The following is a 21,503-nucleotide window of genomic DNA, read 5'->3' on the forward strand; positions in this document are numbered from 1 at the left end:
ATGCTGGTGATCCTCAACGCCCGCAAAAGGGATGCGGAGGCCCAGATGGCCCCCGCCTGACAAGACAGTTGCTACAGAGTCAACATGCGCCAGCCCGGCACCACCCCTTACGGCTTGATGAAGCGCAGGGTCATGCGGTCGCTTTCGCCGATTGCCTGGTACTTCGCATCATCGGCCTTGTCGTGCTGGTTGGTCGGCGGCAGCGTCCACACGCCGTTCGGGTGGTCCTTGGTATCGCGCGGGTTGGCGTTGACCTCGCTGCGCGCATCCAGCTTGAAGCCGGCGGCCTCGGCCATCGCGATCACCTGCTGCTGGCCGACGTAGCCGGTGTCATCGTCGTCGGCCACATCGGCCTTGGCGCGATGCTCGACCACGCCCAGCACGCCGTCTGGCTTGAGCACGTTGAAGAAGCCCTGGAACATGCCCTGCGCCTGGCCGGCCTTGCGCCAGTTGTGCACGTTGCGGAAGGTCAGCACCACGTCAGCTGAACCGGCCGGGCCGAACACCGGCTTGGCCGGATCGTAGGCGACCACGGCGGTCTTGCCGAACTGTGCCGGTGCACCGGCGTACTTCTTTTCCAGGCTGTCGCGGCTGCGCTGCTGGTAGTCACGGCCGCGGCCTTCAGGCACCGCCATCGGATCGACCACCGCAGCAACGTAGTGGCCCTTGTCGTGCAACAACGGCGCCAGGATCTCCGAGTACCAGCCGTTGCCGGGGGTGATCTCGATGACGGTCTTTTCCGGCGTCACCTTGAAGAACGACAGCGTCTGCGCCGGATGACGGAAGCCATCGCGCTTGACGTTGTTGGCATCACGGGTCGACGCCTTCACCGCCGCATCGATGGCCGGTGACACCTGGATCTTCGCCGGCGCCACCGTGGCCGGTGCGGCGAACGCGGGAACAGCGGCAAGCAGGGCCGAAGCAAGCAGCAGGCGGCAACCACGCAGGGAAGAGGCAGCAATCATCAGGGCGACTCCAGCGGAAGATGCGGCGAGACTAGCAGCCGCGACGTCCCAGGTGTTCACAAAACGTTAGCTGCGTACGCATCGCGGAACACTGTTTTGTGGTCGCCGCCGCAGCGCGGTCACACAACGCGTTCTATTCTGGAGCACTTCCCCCAAGGAGTCCGTGCCCATGACGGCAACCCGCGAACTGGGCCGTTCCGGCCTGCATGTACGTCCGCTCGCCTTCGGTGGCAATGTGTTCGGCTGGAGCGCCGATGAAAAGGCCAGCTTCGCCCTGCTCGATGCCTTCGTCGACGCCGGCTTCAACCTGGTCGACACCGCCGATGTGTATTCGGCCTGGGTCCCGGGCAATGCCGGCGGCGAATCGGAAACGCTGATCGGCAAGTGGTTTGCCCGCAGCGGCAAGCGCGACAAGGTGGTGCTGGCGACCAAGGTGGCCAAGTGGGCCGAGCGCCCCGGCCTGACCCCGGACAACATCAATGCGGCGGTCGAGGATTCGCTGCGCCGCCTGCAGACCGACGTGATCGATCTGTACCAGGCCCACGAGGATGACGAGTCGACGCCGCTGGAAGCGACCTTGGCCGCGTTCGGCCGCCTGATCGAAGCCGGCAAGGTACGCGCGATCGGTGCTTCAAACTACAGCGCCACGCGCCTGGCCGATGCGCTGAAGGTATCCACCGACTACAAGCTGCCGCGTTACGAAACCCTGCAGCCGGAGTACAACCTGTACGACCGCGCCGGCTACGAGAAGGAGCTGGAACCGCTGGTGCAGCGCGAACAGATCGGCGTGATCGGCTACTACGCGCTGGCCAGTGGCTTCCTCAGCGGCAAATACCGCACGCCGGCCGATGCGGCCAAGAGCCCGGCGCGTGGCGAGACCGTGGTGAAGCGCTATCTGAACCCGCGCGGCCTGCGCATCCTGCAGGCGCTGGATGACGTGGCCAGCAAGCACAGCGCCAGCGCTGCACAGATTGCACTGGCGTGGCAGATCGCACGGCCGTCGATCACCGCGCCGATCGTCAGCGCCACCAGCGTCGAACAGCTGCACGATCTGTTGGCCGCAGCCAACGTGTCGCTGAGCGTGCAGGATGTCGCGCAGCTGGATGCCGCCAGCACGGAAGCTTGAGACACGGTAGTGCCGGCCGCTGGCCGACATGACACGCGCACCGAAGAAAATAATTGAACAAAATGGTTGCGCACGACTAAATCGTGGTTTATCGTGCGCACCTCGTTTCAACAACCACTGGAAACTTCCCTTGAACGCGCATTCCGTCGCCATCGCCAAACTGCTGCCATGCCTGCGCATGGACGTGCTGGCGCGCGCGTTCGGCAAGGAAGTCCAGCTGACAACGGCCTGATACCCGCCCTGCGGAGATCGGCCACCCCGATCTCCGAGGCCTGACGACGCCCTCGGAACGCAAGTCCCGGGGGCGTTTTCGTTTGCGTCGGCACAAGGACCCGCGATGCCAGAACTGCACCCCGCGCGGCAACCCGCCGCTCACTGACCCAGGTTTTCCCGCCCCGCCGAAGGATTTACTTCGCGCGAGTGGCGACGCCTGGACATTATCTGCATCGCTCCCAAACATTATCGCTCGCGATAATGTCGGTGGTCTGCACCCTCGATTCTCCAACGGTCCCGTTTCCACCACGGGCTGGTGCGCGCGGCGTTGCCGTGGCGTATGCCGGAGGTCGCGGACATGCCATCGCCTGGATCGCCTGCTGGAGGCAGGCACCGGTTCGCCGGTACGTGGTTCGATTCCGCGCGGTCCCCAACTGGATAGCTCAGTAGGGTAGAGCAACGGATCCTGATTCCGTCTGTCGTGGGTTCGACTCCCACTCCAAACCACATGACCTGTCACGTCATGACTTGAAGCAGCACCCGGGGCGCAAGCCCCAGCGGTCATCGTCGCCGTCCCTGCAGACACCCTCGGGCACCGCAGGAACGGCAACGGACCGCACGCCGGGCCCCGGCCCGCCACCACTGCCAGCCACGTTCCGCACCGGTGCTGCCTGCCGGGAACGGCGATGGCAGCAGTGCCGGTGCACCGAAGGCTCCGCGTGCGGACCGTCCGCCGATGGTCGCCCTCTTCCGCCAGCTGCACAAGGTGTGCAGCCAGCCCTGCCACGACCTGATCGACCCGGGTCATGGCATTCATTCCATCGGGTCGAACCACCAGAGCCATACAAGGAGAGACTCCCATGTTCTGGACCATCAAGGTCGTGATCGGCGACGGCGAGCGCGGCCTGGTGTATCGCAACCGTCGTTTCCAGCAGATCCTGCTGCCGGGCGTGCACCGCCTGTCGCCGTTCGGCGGCCGCCCGCACGTGGACATCCACACTGCATCGAAGGGCGCGGCCTACACCGGCAGCGACCAGGACAGCCTGATCGAGGCGCTGGGCGCACGGCTGGACACGCACTTCGTGCTGGCCAATGTCGGCGCCACCGAGGTCGGTCTGTTACTGCGCAACGGCCGTATCGATGAAGTGCTGCCACCGGGCAGCCGCCGACTGTACTGGCGGGGCTCGGTCGACACCCGGGTGCGCGTCATGGCGCTGGGTGACGAGCCGCGCATCCCGGCGGACGTGCAGCAGCGCCTGGGCCAGCTGGGCGTGCTGCCGCGTGTAGCGGTGATCAGTACCGTGCCGAGCGAATCGGTCGGCCTGCTGTTCATCGATGGCACGCTGCGGCAGATGCTGGACGCCGGCCTGCACGCGTTCTGGAACTTCAACGGCAACGTGTCGGTGGAGCGTGTGGAGCTGCGTGCGCGTTCGCTGGACGTGTCCGGCCAGGAACTGCTGAGCCGCGACAAGGTGACCCTGCGGGTGAACCTGGCCGCGACCGTGCAGGTTATCGACCCGGTGCTGGCACACCGCACGCTCAGCAATGCCGATGAGTTCGTCTACCGACAGCTGCAGTTCGGCCTGCGCCAGGCGATTGCCGCGCGCAGCCTGGACGAGCTGCTGGGCGACAAGGCGGCACTGGACGGCGAGATCGCCGCCCATGTGCAGGCCGCGATCGAGGGCCACGGCGTGCGGTTGCTCGGCGTGGGCATCAAGGACGTGATCCTACCGGGCGAGATGAAGGAGATCCTCAACGGTGTGGTGCTGGCCGAGAAGCAGGCCCAGGCCAGCGTGATCCGCCGTCGCGAGGAGGCCAACGCCACGCGTTCGCAGCTCAACACTGCAAAGCTGATCGAGGACAACCCGGTGCTGATGCGCTTGAAGGAGCTGGAGGCACTGGAGAAGGTCACCGAGAAGATCGACAAGCTCACCGTGTTCGGCGGCCTGGATGGCGTGCTGAAGCAACTGGTGACGATCAGGTAGGGGGTCGCGGCGGCGCAGGGACGCGCCGCCGGCCCATCAAGGACAAACACAAAGACATGGACACTCAACACAACTATCAATGGCTGCACGCCGAGGGCACCACGCCGATCAAGGGCTGGGTCAACGGTGTGCCGCTGGAGGCGCAGGCGCATGAGCAGCTGCGCAACATCGCCGCGATCCCGTTCGTCGGGCCGTGGGTGGCCGTGATGCCGGACGTGCACCTGGGCAAGGGCGCGACCGTGGGCTCGGTGATCCCGACCCGCGGTGCGATCATCCCGGCCGCGGTCGGCGTCGACATCGGCTGCGGCATGGCCGCCGTGCGTACCACGCTGCGTGCCAATGACCTGCCCGATGACCTGCGGCAGCTGCGCAACAGCATCGAGCGCAGCATCCCGGTCGGCAATGGCCGTGGCGGCGAGCATCACCGCATGCCCGACAGCATCCACACCCGGCTGGTGCAGTCCGGGCTGGCCGCCGGCCTGGAGAAGATCAAGGACAAGCACCGGAAGATCCGCACCGACAAGCTGGATCGCCAGCTGGGTACGCTGGGCGGCGGCAACCACTTCATCGAACTGTGCCTGGACGAGACGGACACGGTGTGGGTGATGCTGCACAGCGGCTCTCGCGGCACCGGCAACCTGATCGGCACCTACTTCATCGAGAACGCGCGCGAGGAACTGGCCCGGCGCGTGCTCGGCTTCCACCTGCCGGACAAGGACCTGGCGTTCTTCATGGAGGTCGAGCCGCTGTTCGATGACTACGTCGAGGCGGTGTCGTGGGCGCAGGACTACGCCCGGCAGAACCGCGAGGCAATGATGTCGCGGGTGCTGGGCGAGATGCGCCACCGGCTGCCGAAGTTCCTGCTGGCGGCGATGGCGGTGAACTGCCACCACAACTACGTGCAGAAGGAGACGCACCACGGCCAGGAGCTGCTGGTGACGCGCAAGGGCGCGGTCAGTGCCCGCGAGGGCGAGTTGGGCATCATTCCCGGCAGCATGGGCACGCGCAGCTACATCGTGCGTGGCAAGGGCAACGCGGACAGCTTCCACAGCTGCAGCCACGGTGCCGGCCGGGTAATGAGCCGTGGCGCTGCGCGCCAGCAGATCACGCTGGCCCAGCACCGCGAGGCCACCGCGCATGTGGAATGCCGCAAGGACAGCGGCGTGCTGGATGAGTCGCCGGCCGCGTACAAGTCGATCGACGATGTAATGGCCGCACAGCTGGACCTGGTCGACGTGCTGCACACCCTGCGCCAGGTGCTGTGCGTGAAGGGATGATGGAACGGTGCCGGCCTCGGCCGGCACCTGCTCGACGGGCACGGGCGAATGGATGCCCGGGATCCGTAGCGTCGAGCTTGCTCGACTGCTCTTCCACGCCATGCGTGGATGGAGCGGCGCCGACCAAGGTCGGCGGCTACCGGTGCTGCGATCAGCGCGGCACGCTGTCCTCGGCCACCAGCGCATGATGCACGCCGATCCCCGCCCGCACGCCTTCGGCGGCGGCCAGGGTGATGTTGCCTACCGTGGTCGCATCGCCTGCGGCATACACGTTCGGCACCGAGGTCTGCTTCATCATGTCGACCTCGATCAGCACGCCCAGCGGGCTCTCGACCAATGTGCACCCCAGCTGCTGCACCAGCGGCGTGGCCATCGCCTGGGTGGCCGGCACGAACAGCGCACGCTGTGCGATGCGGCGGCCGTCGGCCAGCTCCACTTCCAGCCAGGTCGGCTGGTCGCCCTGCACACCCAGCACGGGTGACGTCTCGATGTGCACGCCACGCTGCTGCATGGCGGCGCGTTCCTCATCGGTGATCTCCAGACCCATGCTGAAGAACGTGACGTTGCCCCAGTCGGCGAACAGCGGCGCCTTGCTGGCGGACATCGGATGGCCGCCGAGCAGGCCGATGGCACCACCACCGACTTCATAGCCGTGGCAGTAGGGGCAGTGCAGCACAGTGCTGCCCCAGCGCTCGGCCAGTCCGGGCAGTTCCGGCAGCTGGTCGGCGATGCCGCTTGCCAGCAGCAGCTTGCGCGCGGCCAGCACCTGGCCATCGGCGGTACGCACTTCCACGCCTTCGGCGGTGGTGCGGGCGTGCTCTACTTCGGCATGCACCCAACGCACCGTGGGGTAGTCCAGCAATTGCTGACGCGCGGTCTTCAGCAGCTCGGCGCCACTGATGCCATCCAGCCCCATCACCCCGTGCGAATGACTGGCGAAACGATTGCGCGGTGAACCGGCGTCGATGACGGTGACCGGGCGACGGGCACGGGCCAGGATCAGGCCGGCGGCAATGCCGGCATAGCTGCCGCCGACGATGAGCACATCAGGATTCATGGTGACCTTCCAGGGAACGGTGATGGGCGAGATGGCGGGCGAAGTCGGCGCCGAGCTGGTCCAGCGTGGTCGCCTGCAGGCGCTGCTCAAGCAACCGCTGCGCCTCGCGCGCGCCTTCGAGCAGGGCGCTGTTGACCAGCTGCTGGATCGGGCAGCCACCACCGGAATCGCGGGCACCGACCTGCACCAGCGGCGGTGCACCCACGGCCAGGTAGATGTCATGCAGGGTGATCGCTGCGGCGTCGCGGGCCAGCACGCTGCCGCCACCATGGCCGCGCGTGCTGCGCACCAGGCCGGCCCTGTGCAGCTGCGCCAGCAGGCGGCGGATCACTACCGGATGGGTCGGCAGGCACGACGCCAGCTGTTCGGACGTACGCGGTGCGGCATGGCCGACCAGGTGCGCCATCACATGCAGAGCGTCGGAAAGCGGGTTCGCGGATTTCATGTAACGACAATAGTTACATTTAATTCCTCTGTCGAGGGTCTGCTTTCGTTCCATATGGACATATCTGTCCTATGAAATAGTTTCTTCACATCACTAAACGAAACGCGAATGTGACGCGCATCCCACTTCAGGGTGTGCGCATCGGGTCGATACCGCATTGCCCCTTCCCGAGAGTCCTTCCACATGAATGCGTCTGTCCGTGCTCCGCGCCTGCAGTCCAAGCTGCTCGGCGCGGTTTCCGTTGGTCTGGCCGTGGTCCTGCTGTGTGCTCTGGCCGGCCTCGCCTCCGCCTGGTTAAAACTGTCCACCGAGGTTCCGCCCGAAGTCGCCCACAGCCGCGACGCCGAGCGCCTGCAGCGCGAGTTCCGCGGGCAGGTGCAGGAATGGAAGAACGTACTGCTGCGTGGCCACGACGACGCGTTGCGCCAGCGCCACTTGGACGCCTTCGACAGCGAGGGCCGTCTGGTCGAACAGCTGGCCAAGGGCCTGGTCAGCAGCCCGGATGCACGCACGCGTGAACTGGCGCAGGCCTTCATCGGCCTGCATGCGCAGCTGCAGCAGGACTATCACGCGGCGCTGCAGGCGTTCGCCGAGGCCAGCTACGATCCCGCCGCCGGCGACAACCTCGTGCGCGGCAAGGACTGCCCGGTGGCAACCGCGCTGGATGCGTTGAGTACGCACGCCACGCAGGTGGCCGAAGCGGCGGTGGCCGCCCGTTCGCAGCAGGCACGGCAGACGCTGCTGCTGTGCGCGGCGCTGACCGTGCTGGCCGCCGTGCTGCTGCTGATCGGCCTGGGCTGGTGGCTGCGGCGTGCGGTGGTACAGCCGGTACTGGCGGTGGAAGCCGCTGCGCGCGCAGTAGCTGCCGGTGATCTGCAGCATGTTGTGCAGGTGCGCAGCCGCGATGAGATCGGTCGGCTCGCGCAGGCCATGCAGGCCGTGCAGTCCACGCTGCGCGGTGTGCTCGATGCACAGGCCACGATGGCACAGGCGCATGAAGCCGGCAGCATCAGCCACCGCATGGATGCCAGTGCCTTCCCCGGCGCATTCGGCACGATGGTGGCCGACAGCAACGCGCTGGTCGATGCGCACATCCAGGTAAAGCTGCGCGCGATTGCGATCATGGGCCGTTACGCCATCGGTGACCTCAGCCAGGACATGGAGCGGCTGCCGGGCGAGAAGGCCGTGATCACCGACGCGCTGGATACCGCCAAGGTCAATCTCGGCATGATCAATGGCGAGATCCGCCGCCTGGCCGAAGCCGCTGCCGCCGGTGACTTTAGCCAGCGCGGCGACAGCGCAGGCTTCGAGCACGATTTCCGCGCGATGGTCGATGGCCTGAACCGGTTGATGCAGACCACCGAGCAGAACCTCGGCGAGGTCTCCAGCATGCTGCGTGCGATCGCCGATGGTCGCCTCGGCGCGCGCATGCACGGCGATTTCCAGGGCGTGTTCGCACGCATCGCCGGCGATGCCAACACCACTGCCGCGCAGCTGGCCACCATCGTCACCGACATCAAGCACGCCTCGGGCAACATCCACACTGCGGCTGCAGAGATCGCCGCCGGCAACAACGATCTGTCGCGTCGTACCGAGCAGCAGGCGGCCAATCTGGAAGAGACCGCCGCGTCGATGGAGGAACTGACCTCCACCGTGCGCCAGAACGCCGAGCATGCACGCCAGGCCAACCAGCTGGCGATCGGCGCGCATACCGTTGCCTCTCACGGCGGCAGCGTGGTCGGCCAGGTGGTGACGACGATGGGCGCGATCGAAACCTCGTCGCGGCAGATCGCCGAGATCATCAGCGTGATCGATGGCATAGCGTTCCAGACCAACATCCTGGCATTGAACGCTGCGGTGGAAGCGGCGCGTGCCGGCGAACAGGGTCGCGGCTTCGCGGTGGTCGCCAGTGAAGTACGCACGCTGGCGCAGCGCTCGGCCGCTGCCGCGAAGGAGATCAAGGCACTGATCGAGACCTCGGTTGAGCAGGTCGGCCACGGCGCGCAGCGCGTGCGCGAGGCCGGTGACACCATGGCCGAGATCGTGGCGTCGGTGCAGCGTGTGACCGACATCATGGCCGAGATTTCCGCTGCCTCGCAGGAGCAGAGCGCGGGCATTGAACAGGTCAGCCAGACGGTGATCCAGATGGATGGCACCACCCAGCAGAACGCCGCGCTGGTGGAGGAAGCCAGCGCTGCGGCACGCAGCCTGGAACAACAGGCGAACCGGTTGATCGACGCGGTGGATGTGTTCGATCTGTCGACTACGGCGGCAGCGAAGGACGCGTTGGCGCGCGCGGCCTGATTGATCCGGTTGCCGGCCAGCGGCCGGCACTACCCGTGCGCACCACGCAGGTATCATCGTCGTGAACGCCCTGATTTCCGGAGACACCGATGAACCCGCTGCGCCCTTTCCGCGACAAGATGCCCGTCCTCGGCGAGCGCGTGTACATCGATCCGGCCTGCACCCTCATCGGTGACGTGGAACTGGCCGACGACGTGTCGGTGTGGCCGGGCACGGTCATCCGCGGCGACGTCAACCATGTGCGCATCGGTGCACGCACCAACGTGCAGGACGGCACCATCATCCACGTCAGCCACCACAGCCCGTACAACAAGGCCGGCTACCCGACCCTGATCGGCGAAGGCGTGACGGTCGGCCACGGCTGCATCATCCACGCCTGCACGATCGGCGATTACAGCCTGATCGGCATGGGTGCCTGCATCCTCGATGGCGCCCGCGTGGAGCGCCATGGCTTCGTCGGTGCCGGTGCGGTGATCGGCCCGGGCAAGGTGGTGGGTGAAGGTGAGCTGTGGGTGGGCAATCCGGCCCGGCCGGCACGCACGCTGAGCGACAAGGAGATCGAAGCGCTGCATTACTCAGCCGACCACTACGTGCGGCTGAAGGATGAATACCTGGGCTGAGCGGCCAACGCCGCCATGCGGCTCTGTTAAAGTCTGGGCCCGACCAGGACCTGTCGAGAACCCCATGCCTGTGGCTGCCTGCTGGAGAGGACTCCGGCGCCCACAACGAAGGCCATCGCGCTGATGGCCGCACCGATGCTCGATACCTACCGCGAGGTGGTGACGCCGGAGGGTGTGCCGCTGCAGTTGCCGGCGGCCGGCCCGGTGCCTCGGGCGATGGCCTGGCTGGTCGATCTCGGCGTGCGCATCGCGGTGCTGGTGCTGATGTCGTTCCCGCTGGCGCTGCTGGACAAGTTCGGCACCGGGCTCTACCTGGCGCTGATGTTCCTGGTCTACTGGGCCTACCCGATCATCTGCGAAGCGCTGTGGGGCCGTACCCTGGGCAAGCGTGCGCTGGGCCTGCGCGTGCTCGCCCGCGATGGCGCGCCGGTGGGCTGGATGGCCGCGGTCACCCGCAACCTGCTGCGCACCGTGGACATGCTGCCGTTCGGCTATGCACTGGGCCTGATCAGCAGCCTGTTCGATCCGCATGGCCGTCGCCTCGGTGATCTGGTGGCAGGCACCGTGGTGGTGCACGCACCGGCGCTGTACCTGCCGCCACCGCCGACCATCGACAGCGTGCTGGCTCCGCCACAACCTTTGCGGCCGGAAGAGCAGGCGGCACTGATGGCCTTCGCCGAGCGCGCACCTCGACTGTCACCGGCGCGCCAGCAGGAGCTGGCCGGCATCGTCGAACCGCTGACCGGTACCCACGGCCAGATCGGTGTGCTGCGCCTGTACGCGATGGCCAACTGGCTGCTGGGCCGGCGATGAAGCAGGAACAGTTCGTCGCCCGCTACCAGCAGGAATGGCAGGACCTGGAGCAATGGTTGCTGCTGCGCGCTGGCGTGTCGCGCCGCACGCGCCGGAAGGCCAGTGGTCTGTCGCTGCACGACACCGCCTTCCCGCAGCGCTACCGACGCCTGTGCCAGCAGCTGGCGCTGGCCCGTGAGCGCGGCTACAGCCCCCAGCTGGTGCAGCGCCTGCAGCAGTTGATGCAGCAGGGCCACAGCGTGCTGTACCGCACACCGCCGACGCGCTGGCGCGCGGCGCTGGAATTCCTGGTGGCCGACTTCCCGCTGCTGGTGCGCAGCCAGGCACGCAGCATGTGGGTGGCGCTGGCGATGTTCGCGCTGCCAGCGCTGGCCTGCTTCGTGCTGGCGCAGGTCCACCCGGACCTGATCCACATGCTGATGGACAACCGCCAGATCGCCGCGATGGAGCGCATGTACGACCCGGCCGCCGAACGCCTGGGCCGCGACAGCGGCACCGACTGGATGATGTTCGGCCACTACATCATGAACAACATCAGCATCGCCCTGCGCACCTTTGCCAGCGGCCTGCTGGCCGGGCTGGGCACGCTGCTGGTGCTGCTGTTCAACGGCGTGACCATTGGTGCGGTGGCCGGCCACCTGCAGCACATCGGCCATGGTGGCCCGTTCTGGCGCTTCGTGGTCGGCCATGGCGCGTTCGAGCTGACCGCGATCGTGATTGCCGGCGGCGCCGGCCTGCAGCTGGGCATGAAGCTGCTGGCACCGGGCCGGCGCAGCCGCCTGGATGCACTGGTCGACGGCGGCCGCATCGGCGCCCGGCTGTGCCTCGGCGTCGCCTTCATGCTGCTGGTCGCGGCCTTCATTGAAGCGTTCTGGTCATCGATCGCCGAAGTGCCGGCGTGGGGCAAGTTCAGCGTGGCCGGCGTGCTGTGGGCCGGCGTGCTGCTGTGGCTGTGGCGCGGCGGACGCGGAGGCAGCGATGCGCATTGACCACCTGGACGTGGTGCTGCGGGCGCGCAGCGGCTGGGAAGCCATGGAGCTGGGCAACGCCCTCGCCCGCCGGCACGCGCGTGCGGTGTGGGGCAGCTGGCTGCTGGCCAGCGCACCGCTGTTCGTGATCTTCAACGCGCTGGGCTGGTGGCTGGATGCGTTCGGCTGGGCCTGGCTGGCGATGTGGTGGTGCAAGCCGCTGTTCGAACGCGCACCGCTGTACGTGCTGTCGCGCGGCATCTTCGGCGAGCCGGTCGGTGCGCTGTCAGCGCTGCGCGTCCAGCGTCACTGGGGCAACAACGGTTTCTGGGGCTATCTGGGATGGCGCCGCTTCAGCGTGCTGCGCAGCCTGTGCCTGCCGGTGAACCTGCTGGAGGGCAACGCCCCCGACCAGCGTGGTCCACGTCGGCGCGCAGTGGCGGCCGGTGCCGCTGGCGCAGCACTGGTACTGACCGTGGCCTGCATGGCCTTCGAAGCGGCGCTGGTATCGGGTGCGATCGGCGCAGTGTTCATGTTCATGCCGCTGGAGCTGATGTCCGAATCCTGGCGCGCAGCGTGGGACATGATCGGCCGGGATACACCGGCGTGGGCGCGGCTGGGTTTCAACCTGGCGTGCTGGCTGGCCTCGGTGATGATCGGCCCGTTCTTCGTCGGTGGCGGCTTCGGCCTGTATCTGAACCGGCGCACGCAGATGGAAGCCTGGGACGTGGAAATCGCCCTGCGCCGTCTGCGCGATCGTCTGGTGCCGGCCGCATCGACGCTGGCCCTGCTGCTCTGCCTGGCGCTGCCACTGGTCTCCGCATCGGTGCATGCGCAGGACGCAGATGCCGGGCCGGAGCGTGTGCTGGGCAAACCCAGCGACGTCGGCGCCGATACGGACGACGACGAAGCCACGATCGACCCGGCCAACACCCCGGCAACGATCTTCGGCACCTCGCCGGTGGACACCGCCGGTTTCCGCCAGGCGGTGAACCGTGCCTATGAGGATCCGCTGCAGCGCCCGACCCGTCAGGTCACGCACTGGAAGCCGATCGAAAAGGCCGAGGAAAAGAAGAAGGAAGACAAATCGCTGCAGAGCGACAGCAGCAACAAGGGCGAGCGCAAGCCGCGCAAGGACGGCATCGCCTGGCTGGCACGGTTGGCCGAATGGGGCCTGTGGGGCCTGCTCGGCGTCCTGCTGCTGGTGCTGCTGCTGACCGCACGTCTGTGGCTGCCGTGGCTGCGCGGCAGCGGGCGGCGCAAGGCCGAGGCGGCACCGCAGGTGGTGGAGGAACAGGTGACGTTGCCGGTGGTGCTGCCGCCGGACGTCGCCACCCAGGCCGGCCTGTTGTGGGACCAGGGCCGGCCACGCCAGGCGCTGGCGCTGCTGTACCGTGCCAGCGTGCGTACCGTCGGCGAGCGCAGCGGCATCGCGTTGCCACCCGGCGCTACCGAAGCACAATGCCTGCGCGCATCGCGGCGCATGCCCGAAGCAGCCGACCGTGATCTTTTCGCGCGCATCGTGCGCATGTGGCAGTACGCCGCCTATGGTGGACGCCTGCCCAGCCGCAGCGATTTCGACGCGCTGGCCGAGACCCTGCGCCAGCAGTACCGGTGGCAGGCATGAGCCCGCGCCTGTTCTGGTCATTGCTGCTGGGCGTGCTGGTGCTGTTCGGCGTGCCGCTGACCATCCTCTACCTGCGCACGCACGAGCGGGTCACCGAAACGCTTCCGCTGCCGCCGCAGGGCGAAGCCGCCTACAACCCGCTGTACGTGCTGGGCCAGGCGCTGCGCGCCGACGGTATCGACGTGCACGCGCGGCCGCGGCTTGAGCTGCAGCAGATGGCGCTGGCGCCGCACGACACCGTGGTGCTGTTGCAGGACAGCAGCGAGCTGCCGGCACCCACCGTGAAGCAGCTGCTGGACTGGGTCGACCGTGGCGGCCATCTGCTGGTGCGCACGCCGCCGCCGGCCGAAGACGATGCCAGCAGCACGCAGGGGCCGCTGCTGGACCAGCTGGGCGTGGACAGCCTGTTCCAGCGCAGCGACTGCCAGCCGTTCCATATCGACGACGACACCGGTCACAGCGAATTCTGCGGTGGCCGCCGCTTCACGCTTGGCTTTGCCGCCAAGGCGCAGGCCGAGCGACGCTGGGGCGGTGATCGCGATCTGGTGTTCGCGCGCCTGCGCCACGGACAGGGCAGGGTCAGCGTACTGGCCGACATGGAATTCATGCGCGGCGATGTCGACTCGCCTGCAGCGCGCCTGGCGGCTACTGCCGGCAAGGCCAGCGACGGCCTGCATGATCCCGCCCACCGCGACCTGACCCGCTACCTGCTCGATCCGAACTACGGCAAGGGGGCGGTCTGGTTGGTCTATGCCAGTCAACCGCCATCGCTGTGGGCGCGCCTGTTCTACCAGGGCTGGCCGTTGTGGGTGCCTCTGCTGCTGGCTTTGCTGGGCTGGCTGTGGGGCCGCTCGCAGCGCTTCGGCAGCCTGCTGCCGTCGCCGGTGCTGGAACGCCGCTCGCTGCTGGAGCACGTGCGTGCCAGTGGCGAACTGCTGCTGCGCTTCGGTCACGGCACGCGCCTGTACGAGGCCGTGCTCGCGCTGTTCCTGCACCGCCTGCGCCTGCGCGCGCCGGTTGCCGCCGCACTCGACGGCGCGCCGCGCGATCAGGCCATCGCCGAGCTGCTGAAGTGGCCGCAAAGCCGCGTCGCCAGCGCGCTCTCCCCCCCTCCGCCGCACGATTCCTCCGCCCTGCGCGAGCGCATCCGCTTGCTGCTCCAGATGAGATCCCTGCTATGACCGAAGTCCCCGAGCTGCCGGCGGCCGCGAACGCCCGCCTGATCGAACGCGTCGATGCCATCCGCGACGCTATCGGCCACGCCTTCATCGGCCAGGCCGAGGTGCTTGACCAGATCCTGGTGGCCCTGCTCGCCGGCGGTCACGTGTTGATCGAGGGCGTACCCGGGCTGGGTAAGACCCTGCTGGTGCGCGCACTGGCACAGGCCCTGGAACTGGACTATGGCCGCGTGCAGTTCACCCCCGACCTGATGCCCAGCGACGTCAGCGGCCACGCCGTGTACGACCCGAAGAGCGAGAGCTTCAAGATCCGTCGCGGTCCGGTGTTCACCAACCTGCTGCTGGCCGACGAGATCAACCGCGCACCGGCCAAGACCCAGTCGGCGCTGCTGGAAGTGATGCAGGAAGGCCAGGTGACCATCGAAGGCAAGGCCTTCACCCTGGCGCCGCCGTTCATGGCACTGGCCACGCAGAACCCGCTGGAGCAGGAAGGCACCTATCCGCTGCCGGAAGCACAGCTCGACCGCTTCCTGCTGAAGGTCCTGATCGACTACCCGCAGCTGGAGGACGAGAAGCGCATGGTGACCGCGATCACCAGCGGCCGCGCCGCCAGCGATTTCGACCTGAGCCAGGTGCCGCGCGTGCTCGGTGCTGGTGAGCTGCTGGAACTGCAGCGTGCCACCGCCGCGATCACGGTTGACGACGAAGTGATCGACTACGCGGTGCGGATCGTGGCGGCGACGAGGCAGTGGCCGGGTATCGCGGTCGGCGCCGGCCCGCGTGGCAGCATCGCGCTGGTGCGTGCCTCGCGTGCACAGGCGGTGCTGGCCGGTCGTGATTTCGTCACTCCGGATGATGTGCGCGACATCGCGCGCCCTGCGCTGCGCCATCGCATCGCGCTGGCACCGGAACTGCAGATCGAAGGCCAGGACGCCGACGACGTGCTGGGCGCCCTGCTGGCCAAGGTGGAAGCGCCGCGTCGATGAGACCGGCACCGCTGCTGCTGTTGCTGCTGCTGGCCTGGGCCGCGCTGGGCGGCCTGGTGCTCGGCGGCGTGCTGCCGCGCTGGAGCTGGGCGCTGGTGGCGCTGGCGATCGCCGTGCCGGCGTTGATGGATCTGTGGCGGCAGTCGCGGCGACCGTCGCCGCAGGTGCAACGCGAGCTGCCCGAGGCGCTGGCACTGGGCGTGCGTCGCGAAGCCGCGCTGCGCCTGCGGGCCGGACAATCGATGACGGTGCAGGTGTTCGACCTGGTGCCCGGCGGCTGGCCGCTGGAATCACTGCCGCAGCGCGTACGCCTGCAGGGCGGCAGTGCCTCCACCCTGCACTACCACCTGCAGCCGCTGCAGCGTGGGCATTTCCGCTTCGAAGGCGTGCACCTGCGCATGCGCTCGCCGTGGCGCCTGTGGTGGCAGCAACGCACGCTGCCGCCGGCGCTGGAGGTGCGGGTCTATCCGAACTTCGTGCCACTCACCCGCTTCGCCCTGTTCAGTGCCGACCAGGCCTCGCGGCTGGTCGGTGCGCACGTGAAGCGCCGCCGGGGTGAAGGCACCGACTTCCACCAGATGCGGGAGTACCGCATCGGCGACAGCCTGCGCCAGCTCGACTGGAAGGCCACCGCACGTGCGCGCAAGCTGATCTCGCGCGAGTACCAGGACGAGAAGAACCAGCAGCTGTTGCTGATGCTCGACAGTGGCCGGCGCATGCTGGCCAGCGAAGGCGGGCTCTCGCACTTCGACCACGCGTTGAACGCCTCGCTGGTGGTGGCCTACCTGGCGCTGCGCCAGGGCGATGCCGCCGGCCTGTTCGCTGCCGGTGGCGAACGCCGCTGGGTGGCGCCGCAGCGTGGCATGGGCACGGTCGAGCACCTGCTGCGCGCCAGCTACGACCTGCAGCCGCGCGCAGTCGCCACCGACTACCTGGCCGCCGCCACCGAGGTGTCGCTGCGCCAGCGCCGGCGGGCGCTGGTGATGCTGGTCAGCAACGTGCGCGACGAGGATATCGAGGACCTGCTGGCGGCGGTGCGCCTGCTGCAGCGCCGCCATCTGGTGTGCGTGGCCAGCCTGCGCGAACGCGAACTGGACGCTGCGCTGGAAGGTGACGTGCAGACCCTGGAGGACGCGACCCAGGCCGGTGCCGCTGCACTGTACCTGCAGCAGCGCGCGAAGGCGCATGAGGCACTGCGCAGCGAGAAGGTGATGGTGCTGGACGTGACTGCCGATGCCCTGCCTGCCGCACTGGTCGAGCGCTACCTGGCAGTGAAGCGCGAAGGGCTGCTCTGATCGATGGCGCCGGGCATGGCCCGGCGCTACCGACGCATTGCGCTGGTTCGCGGCCGCTCTGGTAGGTGCCAACCTTGGTTGGCACGAAATCCAAACCGCCGACCAAGGTCGGCCTCTACCAACATCGGTTGCCGGCCAGCGGCCGGCTCTACCCCTGCAGCAACCGACGCACCGCTCTGGTAGGTGCCAACCTTGGTTGGCACAAAATCCGCAGCGCCGACCAAGGTCGGACTCTACCAACGGCGGTTGCCGGCCAGCGGCCGGCACTACCCCTGCAGCAACCGACGCATCGCTCTGGTGGGTGCCAACCTTGGTTGGCACAGAACCCACAGCGCCGACCAAGGTCGGACTCTACCAACTGCGGTTGCCGGCCAGCGGCCGGCGCTATCCCTGCAGCAACCGACGCATCGCTCTGGTGGATGCCAACCTTGGTTGGCACGGAATCAACAGCGCCGACCAAGGTCGGCCACTACCTACAGCGGTTGTTCTACGACCGGCGTCGGTTGCCCACGCCGGCCCGGGGGCGCCGCACCGCCATCAGACGTAGATCCGCGTTGGCGCCTCATCGATGATCGCGTGCGGCACGAAGCGCGCACTGTCGCGGGTGATCGCGCTGTCGTCCTCGCGGATGCCGATGCCGCAGGCGTGGTCGCCGATCACCCAGCTGCCGATCAGCGGGTAACCGCCTTCGAAGCGAGTCAGCGGATGCGCACGCTGGATGATCGCCGGGCCGTCGTAGGGACCGTCACTGCGCTGGGTGCTGCCATCGGCCAGGTGCATCTCGATGTTGGCACCTTCGCGCGAGAACAGCGGCTTGCGTACCCAGCCCGAGGCCAGCGTGCTGCCGTCATCGAAATGCGCTTCCAGCAGGTTCGGATGGCCCACGTTGCGCTGCCACAGCAACGGCAGGATGCCCTTGTTGCTCAGCACCCCTTTCCACGCCGGCTCCAGCAGCTGCACGCCCGAGCCGGGCAGCGCACGACCGAATTCCTCGGCCATCAGGTCTTCCAGTGGATACAGCTTGAACAGCGTGCCGATCACCGAATCGTCCAGCGCGGTGAAGCGACCGTCCTCGGACAGACCGATATCCTCGACAGCGATCGTCTGGCCATGCAGGCCGGCCTGCGACGCACAGTCGCGCAGATAATCGACGGTGCCGCGGTCTTCTTCCGAACTGCCCACGGCGCTGAAATACAGCGGCGGCGGCAGCTGCGTGGCCAGTTCGCCGAAGCGTTCGACCAGCGCCTCATGGATCGCATTGAACTGGTCAGCATGCTGCGGCAGGCGACCGGCGTTGCGCTGGTCCTCCAGCCACTGCCACTGGAAGAAGCTGGCCTCGAACAGCGAGGTCGGCGTGTCGTAGTTCAGTTCGTACAGCTTGGCCGGGCCAGTGCCGTCGTAGGCCAGGTCCAGGCGTCCATAGAGGTGCGGCTGGCGCTGGCGCCAGCTGTCGGCGATCCAGTCGCGGTAGTGCGACGGAATCGCCAGCTGGTCCATCAACCGTTCGCTGCCGATGACATCACCGACCAGGTCCAGCGCCATCTGGTGCAGCTCGGCGCTGGGGTCTTCGATGTCCTGTTCGATCTGGCGCAGGGTGAAGGCGTAGTACGCGCTCTCATCCCAGTACGGCTGACCATCGATGGTGTGGAAGCGGAAACCCGCCTCTTCCGCGCGTGCCCGCCACTGGGCACGCTCGGCAATCCGGATACGCTGCATGGGTCGATCAGCCGCCGTAGCTGCCGCTGGTGCTGCGGCGCGCGCTGGTGTTGCCGAAGCCACCACGGCTGGCAGTGACCGCACGGTTCGGCTCGCTGGTGACCGGGGCGAGGCCAGCCTTGCCCGCGCCGATGCCGCTGGCGGTGTTCAGGCCACCGCTGCCGCCCGGTGCCGGACGCGCCCAGCCGGCGCTCTTGTCCTGGTAGGCCGGCGACGCCGCCGGCGCCTGCGGAGCGAGGCCACCGCGGTTGCTCAGCATCTGCGACATGAAGAAGCCCATCATCATCGGGCCGATGAACGAGGTGCCGGCCGAGGTGTGCTGCTGCACGCACTGTTCCGGCTTGTAGTCCTTCTCGCAGGCTTCCTTGCTGGCGTACTTCGGCGCGGCATCGGCGGCCTGCTTCTGCGCTTCCGCGAAGGCATTGCGGCACGACGACGGATCGCCGGTGGCCTCGGTGCAGGCCTCGACCGAGGTGTACAGGCCTTCCTGCACCTTCACCTCCGGCTCCTTCTGGCAGGCGGTGAACAGCAGCGGCGCAGCGCTCATCAGCAGCAGCGCGGTGGTGCGGGAACGTTTCATGGCCTCATGCCCTGTCGACGGATCAATGCCCCAATGATGCCAAATCCGGACCAGCAACCGGAATCGGCAAAGTCCGAAAGATGAACGGACTTTCATTTTCGTCGTTCCAATCAGGAATCGGGGTCGGATCCCCTCAGATCGCGGCCAACTGTCAAAGGCGGGGTGGGTCCGGTGGCAGGGGCGTGAGCGCCATGGGCGCGAGGCATGCCTCGGGCGGGTTGGGCAGGACGCTCAACCCCGGTCTTGCCGCGTGCGCAGGGAAGCGCACACGAGCAAGGCGCGACCGAGGCTACATGGACGTACTTGCGCCGTCCCCTGCCACCGGACCCACCCCGCCATCCCACGGATAGCCCAGCTGTTGCTGTTGAGGTTGCCGGCCAGCGGCCGGCACTACTGCGGGTGCCGGGCGCAGCCCGGCCCGACCACATCCGGTGGTTGCAGCAGCAACCGAAAAAATTGGCCATGATCGGGCGACCCCCACGTCGTACGGCCCGCCCGTTCCGCCAGCCATGCCCGAATACCGTTCCCGTACCTCCACCGCCGGCCGCAACATGGCCGGCGCCCGCGCCCTGTGGCGCGCCACCGGCATGAAGGACGGCGACTTCCACAAGCCGATCATCGCCATCGCCAACTCCTTCACCCAGTTCGTGCCCGGCCACGTACACCTGAAGGACCTCGGCCAGCTGGTCGCGCGCGAGATCGAAAAAGTCGGCGGCGTCGCCAAGGAATTCAACACGATCGCCGTGGACGATGGCATCGCCATGGGTCACGACGGCATGCTGTATTCGCTGCCCAGCCGCGAAATCATCGCCGACTCGGTGGAGTACATGGCCAACGCGCACTGCGCCGATGCGCTGGTGTGCATTTCCAACTGCGACAAGATCACCCCCGGCATGCTGATGGCCGCACTGCGCCTCAACATCCCGGTGGTGTTCGTCTCCGGCGGACCAATGGAAGCGGGCAAGACCAAACTGTCCGAGCACAAGCTGGACCTGGTCGATGCGATGGTGATCGCCGCGGACGAAACCGCCAGCGACGAAAAAGTGGCCGAGTTCGAGCGCAGTGCCTGCCCGACCTGCGGGTCGTGCTCGGGCATGTTCACCGCCAACTCGATGAACTGCCTGACCGAAGCGCTGGGCCTGTCGCTGCCCGGCAACGGCTCCACGCTGGCCACCCACGCCGACCGCGAACAACTGTTCCTGCGCGCCGGCCGCCTGATCGTCGAGCTGTGCCACCGCTGGTATGGCGGCGAAGACCCGACTGCGCTGCCGCGTGGCATCGCCACCCAGGCCGCGTTCGCCAATGCGATGACCCTGGACATCGCCATGGGCGGGTCCACCAATACCATCCTGCACCTGCTGGCCGCCGCGCAGGAAGCGGAAGTGGACTTTGACCTGACCCACATCGATGCACTGTCGCGGCGCGTGCCGCAGCTGTGCAAGGTGGCGCCGAACACGCCCAGGTACCACATGGAAGACGTGCACCGCGCCGGGGGCGTGTACGGCATCCTTGGTGAACTGGCGCGCGGTGGACTGCTGGATACCAGCGTACCGACCGTACATAGCCGCAGCCTGGCCGACGCCATCGCACGCTGGGACGTGGCGGTCAGCAGCGACTCGAACGTGCAGGACTTCTTCCGTGCCGGCCCGGCCGGCATCCCCACCCAGGTGGCCTTCAGCCAGGCCACACGCTGGCCGACGCTGGACGTGGACCGTGCCGAGGGCTGCATCCGCAGCGTCGAGCACGCCTATTCGGCCGAAGGCGGCCTGGCCGTGCTGCGTGGCAATCTGGCGGTGGACGGCTGCGTGGTGAAGACCGCCGGCGTGGACGAATCGATCCACGTGTTCGAAGGCAACGCGCGCGTCTACGAAAGCCAGGACGCGGCCGTGGCCGGCATCCTCGCCGACGAGGTGAAGGCCGGCGACGTGGTGGTCATCCGCTACGAAGGCCCGAAGGGTGGCCCCGGCATGCAGGAAATGCTGTACCCGACCAGCTACCTGAAATCGAAGGGACTGGGCAAGCAGTGCGCACTGCTCACCGATGGGCGTTTCTCCGGCGGTACCTCGGGCCTGTCGATCGGCCACGTGTCGCCGGAAGCCGCCAGCGGCGGCACGATCGGCCTGGTGGAAGATGGCGACCGCATCCGCATCGACATCCCCGCCCGCCGCATCGATCTGCTGCTGGACGAAGCCACGCTGGCCCAGCGCCGCGCCGACGCCGATGCACGCAGCTGGAAACCGCGTGCGCCGCGCCCGCGCAAGGTCACCAGCGCACTGAAGGCCTACGCCCTGCTCGCGACCAGCGCCGACAAGGGCGCCGTACGCAACACCGCCCTGCTCGGCGACTGA

At 67.7% G+C, this 21,503-nt stretch carries 17 protein-coding genes and 1 tRNA gene; 13 read left to right on the plus strand and 5 right to left on the minus strand.

All coding sequences use genetic code 11. From position 1 onward, the window contains the following. Positions 1 to 107 precede the first annotated feature (107 nt). Complete coding sequence (locus AC07M7_RS20075; RefSeq protein ID WP_495208132.1) at positions 108 to 965, minus strand: class I SAM-dependent methyltransferase; 858 nt, start codon at positions 963 to 965, stop codon at positions 108 to 110. A gap of 169 nt (positions 966 to 1,134) precedes the next feature. On the opposite strand from AC07M7_RS20075, the gene AC07M7_RS20080 reads away from it, so the two are divergent. The 4 genes from AC07M7_RS20080 to AC07M7_RS20095 all read left to right on the plus strand — a co-directional run bounded on the left by AC07M7_RS20080 (position 1,135) and on the right by AC07M7_RS20095 (position 5,566). Continuing rightward, entirely contained in the window at positions 1,135 to 2,091 is a 957-nt protein-coding gene (locus AC07M7_RS20080; protein ID WP_253079773.1) for an aldo/keto reductase, read from the plus strand. 647 nt (positions 2,092 to 2,738) lie between these two features. Beyond that, positions 2,739 to 2,811, plus strand: a tRNA-Gln gene (locus AC07M7_RS20085). 353 nt (positions 2,812 to 3,164) lie between these two features. Continuing rightward, entirely contained in the window at positions 3,165 to 4,289 is a 1,125-nt protein-coding gene (locus tag AC07M7_RS20090; protein WP_495208133.1) for a slipin family protein, read from the plus strand. 56 nt (positions 4,290 to 4,345) lie between these two features. After that, positions 4,346 to 5,566, plus strand: a complete 1,221-nt coding sequence (locus tag AC07M7_RS20095) for an RtcB family protein (protein ID WP_495208134.1) — start codon at positions 4,346 to 4,348, stop codon at positions 5,564 to 5,566. Positions 5,567 to 5,717: 151 nt separating this feature from the next. Here AC07M7_RS20095 and AC07M7_RS20100 read toward each other — a convergent pair whose 3' ends face one another. Both AC07M7_RS20100 and AC07M7_RS20105 read right to left on the minus strand, forming a co-directional pair. After that, complete coding sequence (locus AC07M7_RS20100) at positions 5,718 to 6,623, minus strand: NAD(P)/FAD-dependent oxidoreductase (RefSeq protein WP_253079776.1); 906 nt, start codon at positions 6,621 to 6,623, stop codon at positions 5,718 to 5,720. Continuing rightward, entirely contained in the window at positions 6,613 to 7,068 is a 456-nt protein-coding gene (locus AC07M7_RS20105; protein ID WP_337302366.1) for an Rrf2 family transcriptional regulator, read from the minus strand. Before AC07M7_RS20105 ends, AC07M7_RS20100 begins: the two co-directional genes overlap by 11 nt. A 183-nt stretch (positions 7,069 to 7,251) precedes the next feature. Between AC07M7_RS20105 and AC07M7_RS20110 the strand changes: the two genes are divergently transcribed. The 8 genes from AC07M7_RS20110 (at position 7,252) to AC07M7_RS20145 (ending at position 16,859) form a co-directional block, all read left to right on the plus strand. After that, positions 7,252 to 9,372, plus strand: a complete 2,121-nt coding sequence (locus tag AC07M7_RS20110; RefSeq protein ID WP_495208135.1) for a methyl-accepting chemotaxis protein — start codon at positions 7,252 to 7,254, stop codon at positions 9,370 to 9,372. Positions 9,373 to 9,461: 89 nt separating this feature from the next. Next, positions 9,462 to 9,992, plus strand: coding sequence for a gamma carbonic anhydrase family protein (locus AC07M7_RS20115; protein ID WP_295380699.1), 531 nt, complete (start codon positions 9,462 to 9,464; stop codon positions 9,990 to 9,992). A gap of 123 nt (positions 9,993 to 10,115) precedes the next feature. Continuing rightward, positions 10,116 to 10,805 (plus strand): RDD family protein, encoded by a 690-nt coding sequence (locus tag AC07M7_RS20120; RefSeq protein WP_136639201.1) that lies wholly within the window; start codon positions 10,116 to 10,118, stop codon positions 10,803 to 10,805. Then, positions 10,802 to 11,794 (plus strand): stage II sporulation protein M, encoded by a 993-nt coding sequence (locus AC07M7_RS20125; RefSeq protein WP_295380696.1) that lies wholly within the window; start codon positions 10,802 to 10,804, stop codon positions 11,792 to 11,794. Before AC07M7_RS20120 ends, AC07M7_RS20125 begins: the two co-directional genes overlap by 4 nt. Continuing rightward, positions 11,784 to 13,400, plus strand: a complete 1,617-nt coding sequence (locus tag AC07M7_RS20130; protein ID WP_495208136.1) for a DUF4129 domain-containing protein — start codon at positions 11,784 to 11,786, stop codon at positions 13,398 to 13,400. Before AC07M7_RS20125 ends, AC07M7_RS20130 begins: the two co-directional genes overlap by 11 nt. After that, a complete protein-coding gene (locus AC07M7_RS20135) occupies positions 13,397 to 14,581 on the plus strand; it encodes a DUF4350 domain-containing protein (RefSeq protein ID WP_136639204.1) in 1,185 nt (394 codons plus the stop codon). The genes AC07M7_RS20130 and AC07M7_RS20135 overlap by 4 nt, the downstream gene beginning before the upstream one ends. Then, positions 14,578 to 15,564: an AAA family ATPase gene (locus AC07M7_RS20140; protein ID WP_012512415.1), complete on the plus strand. Its 987-nt coding sequence runs from the start codon at positions 14,578 to 14,580 to the stop codon at positions 15,562 to 15,564. The genes AC07M7_RS20135 and AC07M7_RS20140 overlap by 4 nt, the downstream gene beginning before the upstream one ends. Continuing rightward, positions 15,561 to 16,859, plus strand: a complete 1,299-nt coding sequence (locus AC07M7_RS20145) for a DUF58 domain-containing protein (RefSeq protein ID WP_495208137.1) — start codon at positions 15,561 to 15,563, stop codon at positions 16,857 to 16,859. The genes AC07M7_RS20140 and AC07M7_RS20145 overlap by 4 nt, the downstream gene beginning before the upstream one ends. A 537-nt stretch (positions 16,860 to 17,396) precedes the next feature. On the opposite strand, the gene AC07M7_RS20150 is transcribed toward AC07M7_RS20145, so the two are convergent. Continuing rightward, on the minus strand, positions 17,397 to 18,575 hold the full coding sequence (locus AC07M7_RS20150) for a glutathionylspermidine synthase family protein (protein ID WP_495208138.1): 1,179 nt from the start codon (positions 18,573 to 18,575) through the stop codon (positions 17,397 to 17,399). 7 nt (positions 18,576 to 18,582) lie between these two features. Beyond that, positions 18,583 to 19,155: a DUF1190 domain-containing protein gene (locus AC07M7_RS20155; RefSeq protein ID WP_014038869.1), complete on the minus strand. Its 573-nt coding sequence runs from the start codon at positions 19,153 to 19,155 to the stop codon at positions 18,583 to 18,585. A gap of 509 nt (positions 19,156 to 19,664) precedes the next feature. On the opposite strand from AC07M7_RS20155, the gene ilvD reads away from it, so the two are divergent. Beyond that, entirely contained in the window at positions 19,665 to 21,503 is a 1,839-nt protein-coding gene (gene ilvD / locus AC07M7_RS20160; RefSeq protein WP_495208139.1) for a dihydroxy-acid dehydratase, read from the plus strand.

This window comes from Stenotrophomonas sp. GW821-FHT09E08 (genome assembly GCF_059416125.1).